General features: G+C 70.4%; 13 protein-coding genes. 10 read left to right on the top strand and 3 right to left on the bottom strand.

Annotated elements, in window-relative coordinates:
* Window positions 1-26: 26 nt before the first annotated feature.
* Complete coding sequence (locus ACIF8T_RS15365) at window positions 27-704, bottom strand: potassium channel family protein (RefSeq protein ID WP_400035113.1); 678 nt, start codon at window positions 702-704, stop codon at window positions 27-29.
* Window positions 704-1375, bottom strand: a complete 672-nt coding sequence (locus tag ACIF8T_RS15360) for an NAD-binding protein (RefSeq protein WP_400035111.1) — start codon at window positions 1373-1375, stop codon at window positions 704-706. Before ACIF8T_RS15360 ends, ACIF8T_RS15365 begins: the two co-directional genes overlap by 1 nt.
* Before the next feature lie 495 nt (window positions 1376-1870).
* Between ACIF8T_RS15360 and ACIF8T_RS15355 the strand changes: the two genes are divergently transcribed.
* Window positions 1871-3925 carry an APC family permease gene (locus ACIF8T_RS15355; RefSeq protein ID WP_400035109.1) on the top strand — a complete coding sequence of 685 codons (2055 nt, stop codon included), beginning with the start codon at window positions 1871-1873 and terminating at the stop codon, window positions 3923-3925.
* Window positions 3926-3980: 55 nt separating this feature from the next.
* Window positions 3981-5309 carry a class I SAM-dependent RNA methyltransferase gene (locus ACIF8T_RS15350; RefSeq protein ID WP_400035107.1) on the top strand — a complete coding sequence of 443 codons (1329 nt, stop codon included), beginning with the start codon at window positions 3981-3983 and terminating at the stop codon, window positions 5307-5309.
* Window positions 5310-6613: 1304 nt separating this feature from the next.
* Here ACIF8T_RS15350 and ACIF8T_RS15345 read toward each other — a convergent pair.
* Window positions 6614-7339, bottom strand: coding sequence for a dienelactone hydrolase family protein (locus tag ACIF8T_RS15345; RefSeq protein WP_400035105.1), 726 nt, complete (start codon window positions 7337-7339; stop codon window positions 6614-6616).
* A gap of 633 nt (window positions 7340-7972) precedes the next feature.
* Here ACIF8T_RS15345 and ACIF8T_RS15340 point away from each other — a divergent pair.
* From ACIF8T_RS15340 to ACIF8T_RS15305, 8 genes are all read left to right on the top strand, one after another.
* A complete protein-coding gene (locus ACIF8T_RS15340; RefSeq protein ID WP_400035342.1) occupies window positions 7973-8569 on the top strand; it encodes an ATP-dependent Clp protease proteolytic subunit in 597 nt (198 codons plus the stop codon).
* A gap of 62 nt (window positions 8570-8631) precedes the next feature.
* Window positions 8632-9288: an ATP-dependent Clp protease proteolytic subunit gene (locus ACIF8T_RS15335; RefSeq protein ID WP_400035103.1), complete on the top strand. Its 657-nt coding sequence runs from the start codon at window positions 8632-8634 to the stop codon at window positions 9286-9288.
* A 762-nt stretch (window positions 9289-10050) separates the two neighbouring features.
* Entirely contained in the window at window positions 10051-11244 is a 1194-nt protein-coding gene (locus ACIF8T_RS15330) for a cytochrome P450 (protein ID WP_400035340.1), read from the top strand.
* Between the two features lie 164 nt (window positions 11245-11408).
* Window positions 11409-12461 (top strand): methyltransferase, encoded by a 1053-nt coding sequence (locus ACIF8T_RS15325; protein WP_400035101.1) that lies wholly within the window; start codon window positions 11409-11411, stop codon window positions 12459-12461.
* A gap of 440 nt (window positions 12462-12901) precedes the next feature.
* Complete coding sequence (locus tag ACIF8T_RS15320) at window positions 12902-13648, top strand: SDR family NAD(P)-dependent oxidoreductase (protein ID WP_400035099.1); 747 nt, start codon at window positions 12902-12904, stop codon at window positions 13646-13648.
* Between the two features lie 83 nt (window positions 13649-13731).
* The gene (locus ACIF8T_RS15315; RefSeq protein ID WP_400035097.1) at window positions 13732-14832 is read left to right on the top strand and encodes an SIS domain-containing protein; all 1101 of its coding nucleotides are present in this window, start codon (window positions 13732-13734) and stop codon (window positions 14830-14832) included.
* A gap of 100 nt (window positions 14833-14932) precedes the next feature.
* Window positions 14933-22147 (top strand): amino acid adenylation domain-containing protein, encoded by a 7215-nt coding sequence (locus tag ACIF8T_RS15310; protein WP_400035095.1) that lies wholly within the window; start codon window positions 14933-14935, stop codon window positions 22145-22147.
* Window positions 22144-23319, top strand: a complete 1176-nt coding sequence (locus tag ACIF8T_RS15305) for an FAD-dependent monooxygenase (protein WP_400035093.1) — start codon at window positions 22144-22146, stop codon at window positions 23317-23319. Before ACIF8T_RS15310 ends, ACIF8T_RS15305 begins: the two co-directional genes overlap by 4 nt.
* Window positions 23320-23412: the final 93 nt, after the last annotated feature.

The following is a 23412-nucleotide window of genomic DNA, read 5'->3' as shown; positions in this document are numbered from 1 at the left end:
TCCTGTGCCGCGGGCCGTGGCGGCGGTCAGCCCGCCGTGTCCCGGCGCCGCACGGACAGCAGGTCCTCCAGCTGCTCCTCGCGGGCCTGGGCGGCCACGAAGAGGAGTTCGTCGCCCGCCTCCAGGGAGTCCTCCTGGGTCGGGGTCAGCACGCGGGTGCCGCGGATGATGGTGACCAGGGAGGTGTCCTGGGGCCACTCGACGTCACCGACCTGGGTGCCGGCCAGGGCCGACTCCTCCGGCAGGGTCAGCTCGACGAGGTTGGCGTCGCCGTGGCTGAAGCGGAGCAGGCGGACCAGGTCGCCGACGCTCACCGCCTCCTCGACCAGGGCCGACATCAGGCGCGGCGTGGAGACGGCGACGTCCACGCCCCAGGACTCGTTGAACAGCCACTCGTTCTTGGGGTTGTTGACCCGGGCGACGACCCGCGGGACGCCGTACTCCGTCTTCGCCAGCAGCGAGACGACGAGGTTGACCTTGTCGTCGCCGGTCGCGGCGATGACGACGTTGCAGCGCTGGAGCGCCGCCTCGTCCAGGGAGGTGATCTCGCAGGCGTCGGCGAGCAGCCACTCGGCCTGCGGGACGCGCTCGACCGAGATCGCGGTCGGCGCCTTGTCGACGAGCAGGACCTCGTGGCCGTTCTCCAGCAGCTCGCCCGCGATGGAGCGGCCGACCGCCCCGGCTCCGGCAATGGCGACCCTCATCAGTGACCGCCCTCCTCTTCGGGTCCCTTGGCGAAAGCCGCCTCGACCTTGTCGACCTCGTCGGTGCGCATCATCACATGCACCAGGTCGCCTTCCTGCAGCACCGTCTGCGAGGTGGGCAGCATCGCCTCGCCGAGCCGGGTGAGGAACGCGACGCGCACGCCGGTCTCCTCCTGGAGCTTGCTGATCTTGTGCCCCACCCAGGCCGTGGAGGCGTGCACCTCGGCGAGCTGGACGCCACCGGTGGGATCGCGCCACAGCGGCTCGGCGCCCGAGGGGAGCAGGCGGCGCAGCATCTGGTCGGCCGTCCAGCGGACGGTGGCGACGGTGGGGATGCCCAGGCGCTGGTAGACCTCGGCGCGCCGGGGGTCGTAGATGCGGGCCGCCACGTTCTCCACGCCGAACATCTCGCGGGCCACGCGCGCGGCGATGATGTTGGAGTTGTCACCGCTGGAGACCGCGGCGAAGGCGCCGGCCTCCTCGATGCCCGCCTCGCGCAGCGTGTCCTGGTCGAAGCCGACCCCGGTGACCCGGCGACCGCCGAACGAGGAGCCCAGGCGGCGGAACGCGGTGGGGTCCTGGTCGATCACCGCGACCGTGTGCCCCTGTTCCTCCAGGGTCTGCGCCAGAGCGGAACCCACTCGGCCGCAGCCCATGATGACGATGTGCACGGCCTCACACCACGCTTCCCACGGACCCGACGGCCCGCGTCACTGTTCTGCTCATGTCTCTCTCTCGGCTCGCCGGGCAACACGGCACGGCCTCCGTACGGGGCCGCCGGGCACCATCATGCCGCTGTGGCGGAATCCTGACGCCTCCCGGGGGCCGGGCGGCCCCGCGGGCGCGCTGCTGTCCAACGTATCGGCAAGACACGGCAAAGAAGCAGTCAACGACGGCTGATGCTGCGCACGCTCGCGCGGATCAGGATTCCGAGGCCGAGGAGCGCGACTGCGGCACCGATCAGCTCTGCGGTCGCGTGCATGGAACCTCCTGGGAGCGGCAACGGCCGGGGAAAAGGGCAGGATCAGTCATATAGCCATGCCATCGCCACGGCCTGCGGAATCCGCAGCCGCACGGCTCCACGATTTCACCCGGAGGGCAGAGGGCCCGCGGGGCGGGGGTGGCGGGTGGGCGACCTCGCGTTCGAAGGCCTACGATCCTCTGTTGTGTCCAAACTGACCGACGTGCCCAAACGGATCCTGATCGGGCGCGCACTGCGCAGTGACCGGCTCGGGGAAACGCTCCTGCCGAAGCGCATCGCACTACCCGTCTTCGCCTCCGACCCGCTGTCCTCCGTGGCGTACGCGCCCGGCGAGGTCCTGCTGGTGCTGTCCATCGCGGGGGTGTCGGCGTACCACTTCAGCCCCTGGATCGCGGCGGCGGTCGTGGTGCTGATGTTCACGGTGGTCGCCTCCTACCGGCAGAACGTGCACGCCTACCCGAGCGGCGGCGGCGACTACGAGGTGGCCAACACCAACCTCGGGCCCCGGGCCGGCCTGACGGTGGCGAGCGCCCTGCTCGTCGACTACGTCCTCACCGTCGCCGTGTCCATCTCCTCCGGCATCGAGAACCTCGGCTCCGCGATCCCGTTCGTCGTCGAGCACAAGGTCTTCTGCGCGATCGCCGTCATCCTGCTGCTGACGCTGATGAACCTGCGCGGCGTCAAGGAATCGGGCACCCTCTTCGCCATCCCGACCTACGTCTTCGTGGCCGGCGTCTTCACCATGATCGCGTGGGGGGCGTTCCGCGGGATCGTGCTCGGCGACGAGATGCGGGCCCCGACGGCGGACCTGGAGATCAAACCGGAGCACCCGGGCCTCGCGGGCTTCGCCCTGGTCTTCCTCCTCCTGCGCGCCTTCTCCTCCGGCTGCGCCGCGCTCACCGGCGTCGAGGCGATCTCCAACGGCGTCCCGGCGTTCCGCCGACCCAAGTCGAGGAACGCCGCGACCACGCTGGCGCTCATGGGCCTGCTCGCCGTCACCATGTTCTGCGGCATCATCGCGCTGGCCGCCGCCACCCACGTCCGGATGGCCGAGAAGCCGGCCGTCGACCTGGTCCGCGACGGCGTCCCGGTCGGCCCCGACTACGTCCAGAACCCGGTGATCTCGCAGGTCGCCGAGGCCGTGTTCGGGGACGGCAGCATCCTGTTCATCGTGCTGGCCGCCGCCACGGCGCTGGTGCTGTTCCTCGCCGCGAACACCGCCTACAACGGCTTCCCGCTGCTCGGCTCGATCCTCGCGCAGGACCGCTACCTGCCGCGCCAGCTCCACACCCGCGGCGACCGCCTCGCCTTCTCCAACGGCATCGTGCTGCTGGCCGGCGCGGCCATGCTCCTGGTGTGGATCTACGGCGCCGACTCCACGCGCCTGATCCAGCTGTACATCGTCGGCGTGTTCGTGTCCTTCACGCTCAGCCAGATCGGCATGGTCCGGCACTGGAACCGCCACCTGGCCGCGGAGCGGGACCAGGCCAAGCGCCGCCACATGATCCGCTCGCGGGCCATCAACGCCTTCGGCGCCTTCTTCACCGGCCTGGTGCTGGTCGTCGTCCTCGTCACCAAGTTCACGCACGGCGCCTGGGTCGCGCTGCTCGGCATGGTGATCTTCTACGTGACGATGACCGCGATCCGCAAGCACTACGACCGCGTCTCCGCGGAGATCGCCGCGCCGGAGGGCCCGAGCGACGACATCGTGCGGCCGTCCCGCGTCCACTCCGTCGTCCTGATCTCCAAGATCCACCGCCCGACGCTGCGCGCGCTCGCCTACGCCAAGCTGCTGCGCTCGGACACCCTGGAGGCGCTCAGCGTCAACGTCGACCCGGCGGAGACCAAGGCGCTGCGCGACGAGTGGGAGCGGCGCGGCATCGACGTCCCGCTGAAGGTCCTGGACTCGCCGTACCGCGAGATCACGCGGCCGGTCATCGAGTACGTCAAGAGCCTGCGCAAGGAGTCGCCGCGCGACGCGGTGGCCGTGATCATCCCCGAGTACGTGGTCGGCCACTGGTACGAGCACCTGCTGCACAACCAGAGCGCGCTGCGGCTCAAGGGCCGGCTGCTGTTCACGCCGGGCGTCATGGTGACCTCGGTGCCGTACCAGCTCCAGTCCTCCGAGGCGGCCAAGCGCCGCGCCCGCAGGGAGCAGGAGTGGAGCAAGCGCGCGCCGGGCGCGGTGCGGCGCGGTCCGGCGGAGGAGCGGGCGAAGGACTCCTCGCCGTCCCAGTAGACTGGTGGGCTGTTGTCCGCCCGTCCTTTCGCCGAAGTAGTGGAGTCACCCCGCCATGCAGGCAGAACCGAGGAAGTCGCTGGTGGGGGAGGAGTACGAGGTCGAGATCGGCCCCGTCGCCCACGGCGGCCACTGCATCGCCCGTACGTCCGAGGGCCAGGTGCTGTTCGTCCGGCACGCGCTGCCCGGCGAGCGGGTCGTGGCGCGGGTCACGGAGGGCGAGGAGGGCGCCCGCTTCCTGCGCGCCGACGCGGTCACGATCCTGGACGCCTCCAAGGACCGCATCGACGCGCCCTGCCCGTTCGCCGGCCCCGGCCGCTGCGGCGGCTGCGACTGGCAGCACGCCAAGCCCGGGGCGCAGCGGCGCCTGAAGGGCGAGGTCGTCGCCGAGCAGCTCCAGCGGCTGGCCGGGCTGACGCCCGAGGAGGCCGGCTGGGACGGCACGGTGGTGCCCGCCGAGGGCGACAAGGTGCCCGCCGGCCAGGTCCCGTCCTGGCGCACCCGCGTGCAGTACGCGATCACCGCCGACGGCCGCGCGGGCCTGCGCCGCCACCGCTCGCACGAGATCGAGCCCATCGACCACTGCATGATCGCCGCCGAGGGCGTCAGCGAGCTCGGCATCGAGAAGCGCGACTGGACGGGCATGGACTCCGTCGAGGCGATCGCGGCGACGGGCTCGCAGGACCGCCAGGTCGTGCTGACCCCGAAGCCGGGCGCGCGGCTGCCGCTCGTGGAACTCGACCGCCCGGTGTCGGTGCTGCGCGTGGACGAGCGCTCCGGCGGCGTCCACCGCGTCCACGGCCGCCCCTTCGTCCGCGAGCGCGCCGACGGCCGCACCCACCGGGTCGGCAACGGCGGCTTCTGGCAGGTCCACCCGAAGGCCGCCGACACCCTGGTGACGGCGGTCATGCAGGGGCTGCTGCCCCGCAAGGGCGAGACGGCCCTCGACCTGTACTGCGGCGTCGGCCTCTTCGCGGGCGCCCTCGCCGACCGCCTCGGCGAGCAGGGCGCGGTCCTCGGCATCGAGTCGAGCAAGCGCGCGGTGGAGGACGCCCGGCACAACCTCGCCGAGTTCGACCGCGTCCGCATCGAGCAGGGCAAGGTCGAGTCGGTGCTCCCGCGCACCGGCATCACCGAGGTCGACCTCGTCGTCCTCGACCCGCCGCGGGCCGGGGCCGGCCGCAAGACGGTCTCCCACCTGGCGTCGCTGGGCGCGCGGCGGATCGCGTACGTGGCCTGCGACCCGGCCGCGCTGGCGCGGGATCTGGGGTACTTCCGGGACGGGGGGTACCGGGTGCGGACGCTGCGGGTGTTCGACCTGTTCCCGATGACGCACCACGTGGAGTGCGTGGCTGTTCTCGAGCCTGCTGCAAAGGCACTCTGACCTGCTGCTTTCTTGGGTTTCCCAGGTGGCCGGCGGTGCTCGACCTGTGTCCCGAAGCGCGCGCCGTGGAGCGCCCCGCGAGCCTTGAACGGCTCGCAGAGGTCGTCTGACCTGCTGGTTCGAGAGGTGTGCCTCTTGGGTGGTGTGGTGGTCACTCGAGACATCACCTCGCAGGGACGATGTCCTGTCGGGAACCAGCAGCCAGGCGGTGACCGGGGAGAGTCCGGCGGCGAGAGGCACGACCTCGCCGCACAGAGGCGACCGCGTACCTGCTGAAGCACGAGCGGCGGACGAAGCCCTTGTGTGACCTGCTGGGCGCGTGCGCCTTCACGGTGATGGCGAGGCGGTGCGCCTGACGACTCGGCCGGGGCCTCGCCGGAGCTCGAGCCGATACGCCCCGTGCTGCGGCGGATGCCGTGCCGGCGGCAGACCCCGGCGAAGTCCCGGCTGACGTACCGGGTGCCGCTGCCCGCGCGAAAGGCGACTCCGTCGTCCCGGCCGCCGCAGGCGTGCGTCGGTGACGAGCCGGGTGCGCGGGTGGTCGGCGACGGACCAGCCGGTCACGCGAGGACAGCGGATGCCGATGACGCCGCCGGGAACCTGCGCGACGAGCCGGCAACGGTACGGGTGAGGTCGCCGCACCGCCGGGGGGCGAACGCCGTGGCGGTGAAGTCGCGCATCACCGGGTCCGGTGCGGGCGGGGCCGTCCTGTCCGCGCTCGTGGTCCGCTCTCGCGCCGCGGATGACGGCCGACGATGTGGTCGACACGCATCGGCCGGGCGACCCGCTTGCGGTGGATCTCCCGATGCCGGGCCCTGGTTCGGCGTGGATCCGCGGGGCCCGGCAGGCGCCGTGACGGCCGGCGCGGATCTGCCGGATCCCGGCGGCCGCGGCGGCCCGATCGGCTTGGCGTGCGGTGCGGGCCTGTGCGGTGGCCCGGTGCCGGTGGCAGCCGGAGCGAAAGACACCCAGGACCCGGCATGTCCGCTGCACATCGAACACGGCGCGGTCCTCGGCAACGAGGTTGCAGCGGTGGGGGCTCACTGCACCGCCCGTGCGAAACAGGCGGCTGCCCGGCGCGGGATCTTCCGCTCCGGCCGCCACTCCTTCGCCGCCTTCGGCAGCCGTCTGGTTCCCGGCCCGCAGCCGGGCCGGCTCCTCGGCCCCACCGGGCACGGAGCCGTGCTACCGCCTGCCGTCCCGAATATCGATCCGCCGATCAGCATCCCAGCACCCACCTCGGTTGCGCCGTCCGATCGGTGGAACCCACAGGGCCTTCCCGCCGGGGGAAGGCCCCCTGTGCGTCATTCCGCCAAGGGCAAGCACTCGGTGAGCAGGTTCACGACGTCGCGCCAGGCGCGCTGTGCGTGCCGCGGGTGGTGGGCGACGCCGGGGACCACCGGCTGGTCGACGGGAGGGTGGTGGAAGGCGTGCACGGCGCCGCCGTAGAGCACGAGACGCCAGTCGACACCCGCATCCTGTATCTCGGCGGCGAACGCCTCGCGCTGTGCCGGAGGCATGATCGGGTCCTCCGATCCGACCCCGGCCCACACCGGGCACCGGATGCGTGCCGCCTCGCCCGGCCGACCGGTGGTGAGTGCGTTGACTGTGCCGATCGCCCGCAGGTCGACGCCGTCGCGGCCGAGTTCGAGCACGATCGCGCCCCCGGTGCCGTAACCGATGGCGGCGATCCGGTCGGGGTCGGTGCGCGGTTCGGCGCGCAGGACGGCGAGGGCCGCGTGGCCGATGTCCCGCATCCTCCGCGGGGCGCGGAGCAGGGGGGTGGCGCGCGCCAGCATCTCCGCGGGGTCGGTGAACCAGCGTCCGCCGTTGATGTCGAAGGCCAGTGCCACATAGCCGAGTTCGGCCAGGGCGTCGGCGCGGCGCCGCTGGAAGTCGTTCAGCCCCGGTCCCTCGGGGCCGATCAGGACCGCGGGCCGACGGCCGCTGCCGGCCGGGAGCGCGAGGTGGCTGACCATGGTCAGGCCGTCGGCCGGATAAGTGACCGTGCGCGTCGTAACCGTCGTCATGCGAACAGACCGTAATGACCGAGGCGTTGTTCCGGACGGCCGCTGCCACCGAGGGTGAGGGCTCGGTGCGCGTCTGACGTGCAGTCTTCCTGCGCGGATTGCCGCCTGTGGGTCGACCGGACGGCTGACGTCGCGTGCGTACCGGTGTTGACGCAGAGTAAGGAGATGGGGCAGTGAACACCGGGGTCGGCATCCCTCTCGCGCGGGACCTGTGATCATGAAGTCGCCACCGGGGAACGGGCAGTGCGTTGTTCGTGGGCGGGTGGGCCGGCATTTCGTTCTGGCTTGATCCGGGCGCCGATTGTTCCCCTATGTGCCCATGAATGAGTGGGCGGGCTCGCGGCCCGGGCCTTCTTTTCCCGGGAGAGGGAGATGTATCCCCCTATTTTCAAGCCACTTGAGCGCGGTGCGCGTCCTCTGCTCTCAGCGAAGCGCTCGCCTTTGCCCAACGGTGCAGGATGAATTACGTGTTAGCTTTACGATGCATGGGGCGGGGGTGAGCGCACCTGTCTCTACGCCCGGTGGGCACCGGATCGACGGACGGACTCCCAGTCCCGCCAAAGGTGCCGCGCGCGAACAAGAGGAGTGGAACGGATGAGCAATCGGCAGTTGCCTCTCGAAGCACAGCAGATGATGCCCTATGCCCGCGCCAACGGTGACGGCATTGGCGTGGATGCGGTCTACAATCGCCTTCTCGACGACCGGATCATCTTTCTGGGCAAGGAAGTCGACGACGAAATCGCCAACCGCATTACTGCGCAGATGCTGATGCTCGCCTCGGATCCGACTCGTGACATCTACCTGTACATCCACTCGCCGGGTGGCTCGGTCACCGCGGGTATGGCTGTCTACGACACGATGCAGTACATCAAGAACGATGTCGTGACCATCGCGATGGGATTCTGTGCCTCCATGGGGCAGTTCCTCCTCACCGCCGGCACGAAGGGCAAGCGCTTCGCGCTGCCGCACACCAAGATCCTGATGCACCAGCCCTCGGCGGGCCTCGGGGGCTCGGCCTCCGACATCAAGGTCTACATGGACCAGCTGATCCGCACCAAGCAGGAGATGGCCGAGCTCATCGCCTACCACTCCGGCCAGGACGCCGAGACGATCACGCGCGACTCCGACCGGGACCGCTGGTTCACCGCCCGAGAGGCCAAGGAGTACGGCCTGATCGACGAGGTCCTGACGTCGGGCGACAATCACCCCGCCCAGGGATCGATCGCCTAGTCGCCTTCCTGACCGGCACGTTCGGCCATCCCCCAGAAGGGCCAAGTCCAGTGAGCACGTCCATGTCCACCCCAGCGGCGGGTCCGTCCGGATCCGGCCGTCTGCGCCCTGAGAGCCGCTACGTGACGCCGCGCTTCGTCGAGCGCACCGCGCAGGGCACCAGGGAGTACGACCCTTACGCGAAGCTCTTCGAGGAGCGTGTGATCTTCCTCGGCCACGAGCTCGACGACGTCGTGGCGAACGACGTCATGGCCCAGTTGCTGTGCCTCGAGTCCCTGGATCCGGAGCGGGACATCTCCATCTACATCAACTCGCCCGGCGGCGACCTCACGTCGCTCACCGCGGTGTACGACACGATGCAGTTCGTGCAGCCCGACATCCAGACGGTCTGCCTGGGGCAGGCCAACTCGGTGGCCGCCGTGATCCTGGCCGCGGGCACGCCCGGCAAGCGCCTGGCGCTGCCGGGGGCCCGGGTCGTCCTCAGGCAGCCGCACAGCCCCGGCAGCCAGGGCCAGGTCTCCGACCTGGTGATCCACGGCCGCGAGGTGCAGCGCCAGCGAGAGCTCGTCGAGGGACTCCTCGCCCGCCACACCGGCCGTGATGCCGCCAAGGTCCACGAGGACATCGAGCGCGACCGCGTGCTCACGGCGGAGCAGGCCCTGGAGTTCGGGATCGTCGACCAGGTGGTGGCCCCGCGTTCGGTCGCAGGGGTCCGCTGACTCTTCCCGTTCCTCCTGCGCTTTCGCAGGATCCTTCCGTGCCCCGTTCCCCGCGCCCCTTGGTGCCTTCACGCCGCCGCCGTCTCGGTGTGCGGCCGCGCGGGCGTCCTGGGGGCAGCCGCGCAGCCGCGGTCCGGCCCCGGTCCCATGGACCGGGGCCGGGTGCTTGAGCGCCGCGCACCGTTCCGAACACCGTGAGCCCGGCGCAAGCGAAGAAGTATCTCGCCGGGCTCAGCGGCATGTCAGAAATTCGTGAGTGTTCCGGAAAATTCGGCGGCAGTTCTCCCGCGGGTCGGCGACGCGATTTCAGGAGTTCTTACGAACCGCCGGCCGTCGCGTCGCGATGTTCGAGTTGAGCGGGGGTCCCGGATGCCAGAGTTTCCATCAGGCGACTTCAAGTCACTGGGCGGACCTGTGTTCACCCGCGTCCTGACCATCCGGCCGCGTGGCCAGGGATTCAGCGGTTGCGCAGCGCATGATTCACGCCATTGGTGCGGGTGCGAGAACCTTGAACATCTTGTGCGACCACCGGGTTTGGTGTTCCATCTGTGACCGCAGAAACCATCTATGTGAACGGCCGTGACGGGGCGAAGCAGCACGCCCGCTTCGGCGTTGTTAAGTGAGGTGCCGTGCTCGGAGTGGTCGGCGGGGGCTGGTGACCCGGGCCTGAGGGAAGGGAATTCCGTCGTGACCGAGATCGAGAAAGCCGCCGCCGATCCCGCGATACCCGACTTAGCCGGCCGGCCCGACAGCCCCGGCGGGATCGAGGTGCTCGCCTCGCTCAGCCCCGACTTCACCGCCGACCCGTACGTCGCCTACGCGCGGCTGCGCGAGCGCGGTCCGGTGCACCAGGTGATCACACCCGACAGGGGCCGGGTGTGGCTCGTGGTCGGGTACGAGGCCGCGCGCGAGGCCTTCACCGCCCCGCAGCTCAGCCGGGACTGGCAGCGCGAGTGGCGGCAGACCGGCTGGAGCCCGCCGTACGCCCTGAACATGCTCGGCAACTCCAACATGCTGATGAGCGACCCGCCCCACCACACCCGGCTGCGGAAGCTGGTGGCGCGGGAGTTCACGGCCCGGCGGGTCGAGGGGATGCGGGGCCGCGTCCAGGAGATCACCGACGAGCTGCTGGACCGCATGACGGCGGACGGAGCGCGCCGCGCCGACCTCATCGACGCGTTCGCCTCCCCGCTCCCCATGATCGTCATCTCCGAACTGCTCGGCGTCCCCGGCCTGGACCGCGCCGCCTTCCACGCCTGGTCCAACGAGACCCTCGCGCCCACCAGCCCCGAGGCGGAGAAGGAGGCGTACGAGCAGGTCATGCCGTATCTCATGGGGCTCATCGCCGCCAAGCGCGAGAACCCCGGGGAGGACCTGCTCAGCGCCCTCGTCCACACGGTCGACGAGGGCGGCGACCGGCTCACCGAGGACGAGCTGGTCTCGTTGGCCTTCCTGCTGCTCGTTGCCGGGCACGAGACGACGGTCAACACGATCGGCAACGCGGTGCGCGCGCTCTTCGCGCACCCCGAGCAGCTGGCGGCCGTACGGGCCGATCCGGCGGGGCTGGCGTCGGGGGTGGTGGAGGAGACGCTGCGCTACGACGGGCCGGTGGAGACCACCACGCCGCGCATCGCCCTGGAGGAGACCGAGATCGGCGGCGTACGGGTGCCGCGCGGTGCCATCGTGCTGATCGCCATGGCCGGCGCGGACCGCGACCCGGCGCGCTTCCCCGATCCGGACCGCTTCGACGTACGACGGCGCGACGCCCGGAACCATCTCTCCTTCGGACACGGGATCCACTTCTGCCTGGGCGCCCCCCTCGCACGCCTCGAGGGCGAGGTGGCGCTGCGCACGCTCCTGGAGCGCTGCCCGGACCTGGCGGCGGACGGGGAGCCGGGGGAGTGGCTCCCGGGGATGCTGATCCGGGGGGTGCGAGAGCTGCCGGTGCGGTGGTGATACGCCCGCCTCGGGCGGACTGACGGGCGGGTGAGCGGTTGCGGCACGACGTATGTCTGTTCCGCGGGGAGCACCGGCCGGAGAGAACCGGACGTTGCGGAACTCGACTGCTCCATGGCCGAAAGCGCTTGCTCGCGACCTGCAAGAAACGTGGAGGACAAACCGTGAAGGAATCTTCGGAGACGGCCTTAGACGAGCTGTGGGAGCTGGTGTACACCAGCTTCAGGTTCCCGTTCATGCACGCCGCCCTGCGTCTTGGACTCTTCACCCTGCTCAAGAACCGGCCGGGCAGCAGTCTTGACGAGATCACCGCCGAGCTCGGGCTGCACGAACGTGCCGGACACGTGCTGCTCCTCGGGTGCTGTGCGTTCGGCCTCGTACGCAAGGAGGGCGACGGCTACCACAACACCGCGGCCACCGACCTGCTGGCCGGCGACCAGGACGCGTTCATGCCGGTGATCGTCCGCTACACCCACGAGATGCTGTACCAGCCGATGGGCTGGCTCCACGAGTCGCTGGTGAGCAACAAGAACGAGGGGCTGCACCGCGAACTGCTCGCCGATTCCCCGGCGACCACGCTCTACGAGCTCCTCGGGGAGGACAAGAACCTGGAGCAGGTCTTCACGGCCATGATGGAGCACCAGAGCCGCTCGGTGGTCGAGGACCTCGTCAACGCCGTGGACTTCTCGTCGTACAAGAGGGTGCTGGACGTCGGCGGAGGCACCGGGACCAACTCCATCGGTTTCGCGCAGCGCTGGCCGCATCTCCGGGCAACCATCCTCGAACTGCCCAACGTGGCGGAGATGGCCGCCGCCCGCGTCGCCGAGGCGGGCCTCTCCGAGCGCATCGACGCGGTCGGGACCGACATCTGGAAGGACGAGTTCCCCTCGTCCCACGACTGCGTCGTCTACTCCCGTTTCCTTGAGATCTGGTCGCCCGATCAGGTCCGCGACCTCTTCGCGAAGACGTACCGCGCGCTGGAGCCGGGCGGTCACATGGTGATCGTCGCGTGTGCCCAGGACGACGACGAGACCGGGCCGGCCCACGCCGCGTTCATGGCGGGGTACGTCCAGACGATCGCGTCACCCGAGGGCCGTATCTACACGGCGCAGGAATTCGAGCAGTGGTACACCGAAGCGGGCTTCGAGCCGATCGACCGCCAGTACCCGGGCCGCTTCGACGTCATCCTGCGGGCCCGCAAGCCCATCACCCGGTGAATCCGGCCCGTCCCCTGCCGCCCCGCCGATCCGTCGGGCGGACCACTCCGGCCGTCTGACACGGGGCGCCCGCCCGTCAGGGCGCGGCCGGATCGCTTCGACGGGGCCCTGCGCCCGTGGGACGCACCCTTCGGGTCCTCACGTCCGTGCACCCATGCGTTCCCGCATCTCCCACCCGGGCGCCGTGCGCCGATGCACGGGCCCGTCCCATCCCTCCACGCAGCACGCGTGTGTGCGAGCTGCACGCATCCGTGCGGTTCCGCGCGGGGCCGCGCGACGGCGCTCGGCGCCGCCCCGCGCTGCCGGCACCTGATCCGGACCGCATCACCGTCACCCCTGTCGTCACCCCACCCGCCTTCCCGCCTCCTCGGTGCCGGGGCGGGGCGGGGCGGCGTGCCCTGTTCGTGTCCCCGGCGCCGCATCCAGGAAAGGGAGTTCGAGTGAATTCGCCTGACAGGCTTGCCGTCGTTACCGGCGGAACCAAGGGAATTGGTCTCGCTTTCAGTCGCCGTCTGACCCGGATGGGATTCCGGGTGGTCGCCACGTACCGCAGCGACGAAGAGTCGGCGAATCTTGCCCGGCAAGAGGTGGAGAAGGGGCTGTCTGTCGTACGGTCGGACGTGTCCGACCCGGACGAGGTCGCCGAACTCGCGGAACTCGTACGGACCGAGCACGGAGTCCCGCAGGTCCTGGTGAACAATGCCGGTCTCAACATCGACCGTCCGGTGCTCGAGATTTCCGACTCCGACTGGCGCCGGGTACTGGACACCAATCTGTCCGGCCCGTTCTATATGACGCGGGCCTTCGCCCCGGCCATGCTGGAGGCCGGCGGCGGTTCCATCGTCAACATCGGTGCGACCACAGCGATCCGGCCCCGGACGAACGGCGCCAACTACTGTTCGAGCAAAGCCGGGATGCTTCATCTCACCAAGTGCCTGGCCATGGAACTCGCTCCGAGCATCCGCGTGAACTGCCTCATTCCGGGAATGATCGACACGGAAGAAATGCGTACGCGCTACCGCTTGGCCGAGCCGGAGTACATGGATGCGTTGCTGAGCGAGATACCGCAGCGCCGGATAGGTGCCACCGACGAGATGGCGGACGCGCTGGAGTTCCTGGTGGGCGAGGGGGCCGCGTACATCACGGGGCAGAAACTGATCGTGGACGGCGGCCAGTTCATGTGGTGAAGCGCTCGGTGCACGACCGGGGCGCACGCTCGCTCCTGCTGGAATCGCCGGCACTCCATTGACTTCCTAGGAGAGGAATACTCATGCGATCACGCCTTGAGCGCTACCAGGAGTTCCTGGAGCAGGAGTACCACGCAGGGTTCACCAAGTTCGACGAGTATGACATATCCGGCATCTCTTCCGACCTCCTGAAGAGGCTGAAGGACGGTCACTTCACGCGCATCGTCTTCAGCGGAATGGGCTGCTCGGCCATCGTGTCGGACGTGATAAAGGTGTTCTTCAACTCGATCCGCAGCGACCTCGAAGTGTATGTCTTCAACGACTACGACTTCGAGTACCTTGTTCCGCGCGCGGTGATCGAGGACGAGCGCACGCTCATCATCCTGAGTTCGTACAGCGGCTACTCCAACGAGCCGGTCCGTGCCTTCCACGCGCTGCGCCCCATGCATGACCGGGTGCTGCTGCTCACCTCGGGCGGCCGGCTCGGCGAGCTGGGCGAGGAGCACGGCGTGTCCATCGCGCGCTGGACGCTGAGCAAGCCGGACCGCGAGTACCCGCTGTTCCACGTGGGCCAGTACTTCTCGATCCTGGTTGACATGTTCCTGAAACTCGGTCTGCTGAACGAGGACTACGGGCCCGAGGTCCGTTCCCTGGCCGAGGACCTGCGGGCCGACTTCACCCCCGAGTTGCGTGCCCTGGCCGCGGACGCCGCCGCGCGCAGCGAGAACGCCAACATCATCATGCTCGGTTCGCCCAAGTGGCACGAGAGCCTGCTGAAGCTGGCCAAGATGCACTTCAACGAAATCGCCATGGTGCCGGCGACGCGCAACTATTTCCACGAGTTCTGCCACAGCGAGGTGGCCACGCTCACCGACCCTGAGCGCAGGCACAGCATCCTCGTCTTCTCCGACCCGGAAGAGGACGAGTACACCCGGGCCAAGCGGAAGAATCTGGTGTCGTTGCTGACCGCGCCGATCCCGCAGAACGCGAAGGTCACCGTCACCGAGATCGAACTCGACCAGCCGACTTTCATCCGGCAGTACTTCACCGCTCTGGAGTTCGTCCAGTACCTCACTCTCGATCTGGGCAGGGCGCGGGAGACGAAGTCGCGCAACCTCATATCCGAGGCTGCGGGAAACCCCTGGTACCACGGCAGCACCATCGCCGCGGAGAACGGCGGCTGATACCGGCGTATGGCATCGACCACGGCGGGCGTAGGGCATCGGAGAAGACAGTCGAACAACTCAGGAAATGAAGGCAAGAGCCGAGGAAAATGGAGCGATCGTGAATCGACGGGAGCGTTACTCCCTCACGGCCTACCAGCAGGATATTTGGGCTGCGAACTCTCTCTTTCCAGATCTCCCGCAGTTCAACTGCTTCATCACCGACCGGTTCACCGGTGACGTGGACGTCGACCTCCTCAAGGCGTGCCTGCGCCGTGCGGTCGACCGCAACGATGCGTTCCGGATCCGGATCGACCCGGAGGAGGGGACTCCGCGCCAGTGGGTCGAGGATGAGGCTTACGACATCCCGACGATCGACCTTTCCGACGCCCCGTCGCCGCGTGCTTCCTGCGAGGCGTGGATCAAGGACGCGTTCGACGTGCCTTTCGAGGTGGAACGCAGCCGGCTGTTCACGCTCGCGGTCCTCAAGGAGGCCGAGGGAGTCTTTCATTCCTACGTCAAGGTGCACCACATCGTCGCGGACGCCTGGGGCCTGAACCTCTTCATGTCCCAAGTCCGCGCCGAATACGACCGGATGCGAAGCACCGGGCGGTTCGAAGAGCCGTCCGTGCCGTCCTACCTGGAATTCACGGAGGACGAGCGCCGCTACCGCGCCTCGGACGACTACGCGGATGACCGGGCCTACTTCCAGGAGAAGTTGCGGGGCGTCTCCCCGGCCCTCTTCCGCCGCTCGGCCCCGGCCGGCTCCCGCAGCAGCGCCCGCCACAGCTTCACGATCGAACGCGGTGTCATCGAGAGCATCCGGGCACGCGGCCATTCGGTCTTCGCGTTCGTCGCGGGCGCCTTCGCCGTCTACCTGTCGCGGGTGCACGGCAGCGACGAAGTCGTCCTGGGCGTACCGCTGCTGAACCGGCCCACCCCTGTGCAGAAGCAGACCGTAGGCCACTTCGCGAACACCCTGCCGCTGCGGGTGGCAGCCGGCGGGGACCGTACGATGAGCGAGCTCGTGGCCGAGGTGCAGGCGTCGACCCGGGAGCTCAAGCCCCACGAGCGCTTCTCCCTGGGCGACCTGCTGCGCTGCGTACCGCTCCAGGGGAGCGGCCCCAAGCGGCTGTTCGACACCACCATCGCCTATCTGCGCTGGCCCAGTCCGCCGGCCGTCCAGGGCGTGGAGTACGAGACCGTCGTGCAGGCGCGTGCCCACGACGACGACGTGCTGGCCGTGGTCGTCAACGAACTGGACGACACCAGTGACGTCCTGGTCGACATGGACTACGCCCTGGACGTGTTCGACGCGGACTTCCCCGTGGAGTCGGTGGCCACCCACATCGAGGCGATCCTCAAGGGCGCGCTCGCGGGGGCGGACCTGCCGCTGTCGCAGATCCCCATGATCGGCGAGGAGGAGCGGGCCGCCCTGATCGCGACGGGCACCGGCCCGGTGCACGCGTTCACCGAGGACGCCACCGTCCACGCGCTCTTCGAGCGGCAGGCGGCACGGACGCCCGACCGGGTGGCCGTCGTCACCGACGACCCCGCACAGTCGCTGACCTTCGCCCGCCTCGACGGCTGGGCCAACCACATCGCGCACCAGCTGCGTGAGGACGGCGTGCAGACGGGCGACCGGGTCGCCGTGGTGGCCGAGCGCGGCCCGCACCTCGTCGCGGCGGTCCTGGGCGTCCTCAAGGCAGGCGCCGCCTACGTCCCCGTCGACCCGGGCCACCCCGAGGAGCGAGTCCGGTTCGTCCTGGCGGACAGCAAGGTGGCAGCGGTGCTGCTGGGCGGCACCGTGCCCACCGCCCTGGTGGGCGACGCCGTGCCCGTACGGCGCCTGGAGGCCGCGGCGTCCACCGCGCCCGCCGCACCCGTCCCGCTGGGCGGACCGCAGGACCTCGCGTACGTCATCTACACCTCCGGATCCACCGGGCGGCCCAAGGGCGTGCAGATCGAACACCGCTCCGTGGTGAACCGGCTGGAGTGGATGCAGCGCCGCTACCCGGTCGGTGCGGGGGACGTCCTGCTGCAGAAAACGCCGGCGACCTTCGACGTGTCGGTGTGGGAGCTGTTCTGGTGGGCGCTCACCGGGGCCGGCCTGGCGCTGTTGCCGCCCCGGGGGGAGCGCGACCCCGAAGCCATCCTCCGCACCGTACGAGCCCACCGGGTGAGCGTGGTCCACTTCGTGCCGTCGATGCTCGGGCCCTTCCTCGACCTGGTCGAGGAGGACCCGGCCCGGGTGGCGGACGCGGCATCCCTGCGCCGGGTGTTCTGCAGCGGTGAGGCGCTGACACCCGCTCATGTGAACCGCTTCAACCGGGTGTTCGCGGCCGCCGGTGCCACGGCTCCCCGGCTGGTCAACCTCTACGGTCCCACCGAGGCCACGGTCGACGTCACGTACTACGAATGCCCCGGCGGAACGGACGGGGAGGCGCGCCGGGTGCCGATCGGGCGGCCGATCGACAACATCCGGCTGTACGTGGTCGGGCCGCACGGGGACCTTCAGCCCGCCGGCGTCGCCGGTGAGCTGTGCATCGCGGGCGTGGGCGTGGCGCGCGGCTACCTGGACCGGCCCGAGCTGGACGCCGCGGCGTTCGTGCCGGACCCGTTCACGCGGGGCGGGCGCATGTACCGGACCGGCGACAGGGCGCGGTGGCTGGCGGACGGCACCCTGGAGTACCTGGGCCGGCTGGACGACCAGGTCAAGATCCGGGGCAACCGCGTGGAGCTGGGCGAGGTGGGCAACCGCCTGGCGGCCTGCCCGGGCGTGCGGGACGCCCTCGTGGTGGACCGGACCGCGCCCGGCCGCGGCGTGCACCTGGTGGGCTACTACGTGGCGGACGAGGAGGTGGGGGCGGCCGGCCTGCGGGCCCGACTGCTGGACTCCCTGCCGGAGTACATGATCCCGGCGTACTTCGTGCGGATCGACCGGATACCGCTGACCGCGAACGGCAAGGCCGACCGGCGGCGGCTGCCCGCTCCCAGGGTGGAGACGGACCCCGGCGCGCAGACGCCGTCCAACGAGACCGAGGCGAAGCTCGCGGCGGCCTGGGCGGCCGTACTGGGAACCGACGCGGTCGGCGTCCACCAGGACTACTACTCCCTGGGCGGGGACTCCATCCAGATGCTCCGCATCCAGGCGGAGGCACGGCGTGCGGGGGTCCACTTCACCCTGGCCGACATGGTCCGCAACCCCACCGTCGCCGCGCTCGCGGCGGCCGCGACGACCGCGCCGCGGGAGGAAGAGGACGCACCGCCGGCACCGTTCGCCCTGGTCTCGGGCGTTGACCGGGCACGGCTGACCGGCCTGGCGGACGCCTACCCGGCCACCCGGCTGCACCTGGGCCTGCTCTACCACAGCCGGGAGCACGAGAGGTCGGCCGTCTACCACGACGTCTTCCGCTACTCGCTGAGGTCGCCGTGGGACGAGCAGGCGCTGCGCCGCGCCTTCGACGGCCTGGTACGGCGCCATCCGGTGCTGCGCTCCGCCTTCGACCTCGGCAGCTACTCCGAGCCGCTCCAGCTGGTGCACCGACAGGCCGACGGCGGACTGCAGATCGTGGACCTGCGCGGCCGCGGCGAGCAGGAGGCGCAGGACGAGGTGGACCGGCACGTCCAGGAACGGCGCTACCACGAGTACCGCCTGGACCGGCCGCCGTTGTACCTGTTCCGCATGCACGTCCTGCGCGACCGCCTGGAGCTGGTGTTCAGCTTCCACCACGCGATCCTCGACGGCTGGAGCGTGGCCACGCTGGTGCGCGAACTGCTCCAGGACTTCCTCCACCACGCCGGACAGCCCGTCGCCGCCGTCCCGTCGCGGGAGCTGCCCTCGCCGGCCCTGTACGTACGCGAGGAGCGCCGGGCCCTCGCCTCCCAGGAGAGCAAGCAGTACTGGCAGCGGCTGCTCGACGGCGCCGAACTGGCCCAGATCGACGGCCTGCGGCCGTACGAGGCCGCGGGCGACACGGGTCTCATCGTGCACCAGGTGGAGCTGCCGGACGGCCTGGCCGACCGGGTGGGCCGCCTGGCGCGCACCCACGACCTGCCGGTCAAGTCCCTGCTGCTCGCAGCGCACTGCCTGACGCTGCGGCTGTTCTCCGGCCTGCAGGACATCACCACCGGCCTGGTCACCGGCGGACGGCCGGAGCAGGCCGACGCCGAACGGATCACCGGGCTGTTCCTGGAGACGCTGCCGCTGCGCCTGGACGCCCGGCCGCGTTCCTGGCTGGACTCGGCGCGCGAGGTGTACGCACAGGAGCGGGAGAGCCATCCCCACCGGCGCTACCCGCTCAGCGCCATCCAGGAGGACCGCGGCGGGGACGTCATCTTCGACATGGCCTTCAACTACGTCCACCCGCACGTGCTCACCTCGCTCTTCGAGGGCACCGGCATGGAGCTGACCGAGTTCAGGACCTGGGAGGAGACGAACTTCAAGCTCCTGGTCAACGCCGTGGTCGACCCGGTGGACGAGCGCCTGTGGCTGCGCATGGACTGCGACGGACGCACCTTCTCCCGCTCCCAGATCGAGAGCATCGGACAGACGTACGTCGCCATCCTCCGGCGGATCACCGAGCGACCCGAAGAGGACGTGGACTTCGCCTTCCTGGGCGGCGGACGCGTATCCGCCGCGCAGCTCGCGGGGGAGGCGCCCGCGGACGTCATCCGGCTGATCGGCGAGCACGTCGCCCGTACGCCCGACGCGGTGGCCGTCAGCTGCGGTGCGCGCCGCTGGACGTACGCCCGGCTCGACGCGGCCGCGAACCGGATAGCCCACGGCCTCATCGGCGCCGGAGTGCGCACCGGTTCCACCATCGGCATCGCCATGGACCGCTCGCCCGAGACCCTGGCGACCGTCCTGGGCGTGGGGAAGGCCGGAGCCACCTGCGTGCCGCTCGACGTCAGCTACCCGCGGGGCCGGCTCGCGATGATGATCGCCCAGGCCGATCCGCTGTGGATCGTCACCGACGAGACGCACGCACCGCTCTTCGACGGCTTCTCCCGGCTGCTGTACGTGGACGGGTTGCTCGAGACCGAACCGGACCCGGGCGGCCCGGCGGAACTGCCGGAGATCACCGGCGAGACCGTCGCCTACCTGCTCTTCACCTCCGGGTCCAGCGGCGAGCCCAAGGGCGTCGAACTCCCGCACCGGGTGCTCGCCAACTACATGCGCTGGCAGGTGCCCTCCGCCAGCGGTGCGGCGGGCGGCAAGACCCTCCAGTTCGCCCCCCTGAGCTTCGACGTGGCGTTCCAGGAGATCTACTCCACGCTGTGCGGCGGCGGCACCCTGCAGCTGCTCACCGAGGACGAGCGGAAGGACATGCCGGCCCTGCTGCGGCTCCTGGACCGCGAGGAGGTGGAGCGGGTCTTCATGCCCTACGTCGCGCTCCAGCAGCTCGCAGAGACGTCCCAGGCGCTGGGCATCCGCCCTGCTGCCCTGCGGGTGGTCATCTCCTCCGGAGAGCAGCTGAGGATCACCGACGAGATCCGCCGGTTCTGCGCGGCGCGGCCGGACACGGTCCTGGAGAACCAGTACGGGCCCACCGAGACCCACCTGCTGACCCATCACACGATGACCGGCGACCCGGCCCTCTTCCCCGACCTGCCGCCCGTCGGCGTGCCGGTGGACGGCATCGAGCTGCACCTGCTCGACGGCCTGATGCGGCCGGTGCCGCCGGGCGCGAAGGGCGAGATCTACGTCGGAGGGGTGTGCCTGGCCCACGGCTACCGCAACCGCCCCGACCTGACCGAGCAGCGGTTCGTACCGGACCCGTCCGGTGAGCCGGGCGCCCGCCTGTACCGCACGGGCGACCTGGCCCGGGTCATGCCCGACGGCAACCTCGCATGGCTGGGCCGCGCCGACTCCCAGGTGAAGGTGCGTGGCTTCCGGGTCGAGCCGGCCGAGGTGGAACTCGCGATCGCCAAGCTCGCCGAGGAGCAGTCGGCGTCCGGGGTCCGGGAGGTGGCGGTGGTGGCGCGGCGCCGGGAGGGCGGCGACGCGTTCCTCGCGGCGTTCCTCGTCGGCGACGCCGACGTCGTGGACCTGGACGAGCTGCGCAGCCGACTGCGCGCGGTGCTGCCGGACTACATGATGCCCTCGCACCTGGAGTGGCTGGCGAGCCTGCCCCTGACGCCCAGCGGCAAGCGGGACGACGCGCTGCTGCGCCGCATTCCGCTGGCCGCGCCGTCGTCGGACGCCTCCCCGCCCGCCGACGAGCACGAGAAGGCACTGGTGGGCATCCTGGCGGAACTGCTGGAACTGCCCGCGGTGGGCGTGCGGGACAACTTCTTCGACATCGGGGGCACCTCACTGACCGCGATGCGGCTGGTGATGACGATCGAGAAGCGCTACGGCGTCAACGTCCCGCTCTCCGCGTTCGTCGCCGCCCCGACCGTCGCCGGTCTGGCACAGCACCTGCGGGGCAGCGGCTCCGCGGCCCGGTTCGACCCGGTCGTGCCGATCCGCACCGAGGGCGACAAGCCGCCGCTGTTCCTGGTCCACCCGCTGGGCGGCCACGTGCTGTGCTACGTACGCCTCGCCCGTCACCTGCCGCAGGACCAGCCGGTCTACGCGCTCCAGGCGTCGGGGACCGTGCCGGGCACCGAGCCCCTCAGCTCGATCCCCGAGATGGCGGCGGGCTACCTGGAAGCCGTGCGGCGCGTGCGCCCCGAAGGGCCCTACGTGATCGGAGGGTGGTCCTTCGGCGGCTTCATCGCCTTCGAGATGGCGCGACAGCTGCGGCGCGGTGACCCGGACGCCCTGCACGGCACCGTGCTGATCGACCCGATCGCCGTCAAGCAGGGGGAGCGGCCCGACGTCGCCGACCACTCGCTGCTGGAGTGGTTCTTCTGGGAGCTGCTGTGGATGGAGCGCGGCGGCACCGCACCGGTGGTCCCGCTGCCGGACGGCCTGGAGGAGGAGGCGAAGTTCGACTTCATCGTCGGACACGCCACACAGGCGGGCGTCCTGCCCGCGGGCAGCTCACGCACCACCGTGCGCCGCCTGTTCGAGATGTTCAAGGCGCACTGGCGGGCGATCCTCACCTACCGGCCCGAACCGGGCGACGAGGACGTGGTGCTGCTCCGTGCGACCTCGGAACTGCCGGAGATCCTTCAGCCGATGCACGGGGCCGCGCAGAGCCTGCACACGGACCCCACCAACGGCTGGGGCGACCTGACCACGGGACGGCTCCAGGTGGTCGACGTCCCCGGTGACCACCTGGTGCTCCTGGAGGAACCGCACGTGAACGTCGTGGCCGAGAAGGTGACACAGGTGATCATGACCGGCCGACCGGGCCGGCGGCCGCCGAAGAGGAGTGGGAAATGACGCAGCACCCCCCGCGCAAGGCCCTCGTCATCGGAGCGGGCATCGGCGGCCTCGCGGCCGCCGCGACACTGCGCCGCGCAGGGGTCGAGGTGCAGGTCTTCGAGCGGGCTCCCGAGCTGCGCCCGGGCACCACGGCGGTGTCGTTGATGTGCAACGCCGTCCTGGCGCTGCGCACCCTCGACATCGACATCGCCCCGGGGCTCGACAAGCGCGGTGAGGTCTTCGACGAGCTCAAGTTCCTCACCCGGCGCGGCCGTCCGATCAGGGCCCTCCCGTTCCGTGAGGTCTCGGACCGGCTGGGGGCCTCGAACTACGCCGTGCACAGGGCCGACCTCCAGCAGACGCTGCTGGACGCGCTCGGAGACGAGAGCGTCATCGAATTCGGTGCCGCGGCAGCCGGGTTCAGCAGCGGTGAGGACGGGGTCGAGGTCACCTTCGAGGACGGCAGGACCGCCTCGGGCGACTTCCTGATCGGAGCGGACGGCTTCAACTCGGCGGTGCGCAGGCAGGTGGCGGGCGCCGACGAACCGCGGCCCGGCAACTACGCGTGCTGGCTGGCCACGGTGCCCTTCACGCACCCGCGGATGAGCAAGGGCTACGCAGCGCACTACTGGGGGCGTGGGCAGCGCTTCGGCCTCGCTGACATCGGCCGCGGCCGCGCCTACTGGTGGGCGACGAAGAACGTGCCCCCGGGCGCCTCCGGACACCTGCGGCGCGGCAAGGAAGGGCTCGAGGGCCTCTTCGCGGGCTGGGCCGACGAGGTGCGGGAGGCGATCCGTGCCACCCCCGAGGAATCGATCGTCCGCATCACCGCCCAGGACCGCCCGTTCCTCCAGCGGTGGGGCACCGGACGCACGACCCTGCTCGGCGACGCGGCCCACCCGATGCTCGTGAGTCTGGGCCAGGGGGCGGCGCTGGCCATCGAGGACGCCGTCGTCCTCGCCCAGCACCTGCGCGCGACAGCGGACCCGGTCGCGGCGCTGCGCGGCTACGAGGACGAGCGCAGGCCGCGGACACAGGGGCTGGTCGCCGCGGCCCGTGCGCTGAGCGAGACCGAGCAGCTGGAGGGCTTCTTCCCCGCCCTGGCGCGCGATCTCTACTTCCGGTTCGCGCCGCTGTCCAAGCTCACCCGTCAGAACGAAGCGGTCCTCACCTGGCCCCCGCTGGGCTGACCAGACCCCATGACGGCTGACGGCTGACGGCCGATCCGCGGGCGGGCACACACGCGCCCGCCCGCGGGAGCACCCGTCTCCGCCCTCTCCACA

Origin of the sequence: Streptomyces sp. NPDC085946, from assembly GCF_044540485.1 — a bacterium.
Lineage (GTDB): Bacteria > Actinomycetota > Actinomycetes > Streptomycetales > Streptomycetaceae > Streptomyces.
Note: the sequence above shows the minus strand (reverse complement) of the source record. Positions and strands in the feature narration are given on the sequence as shown.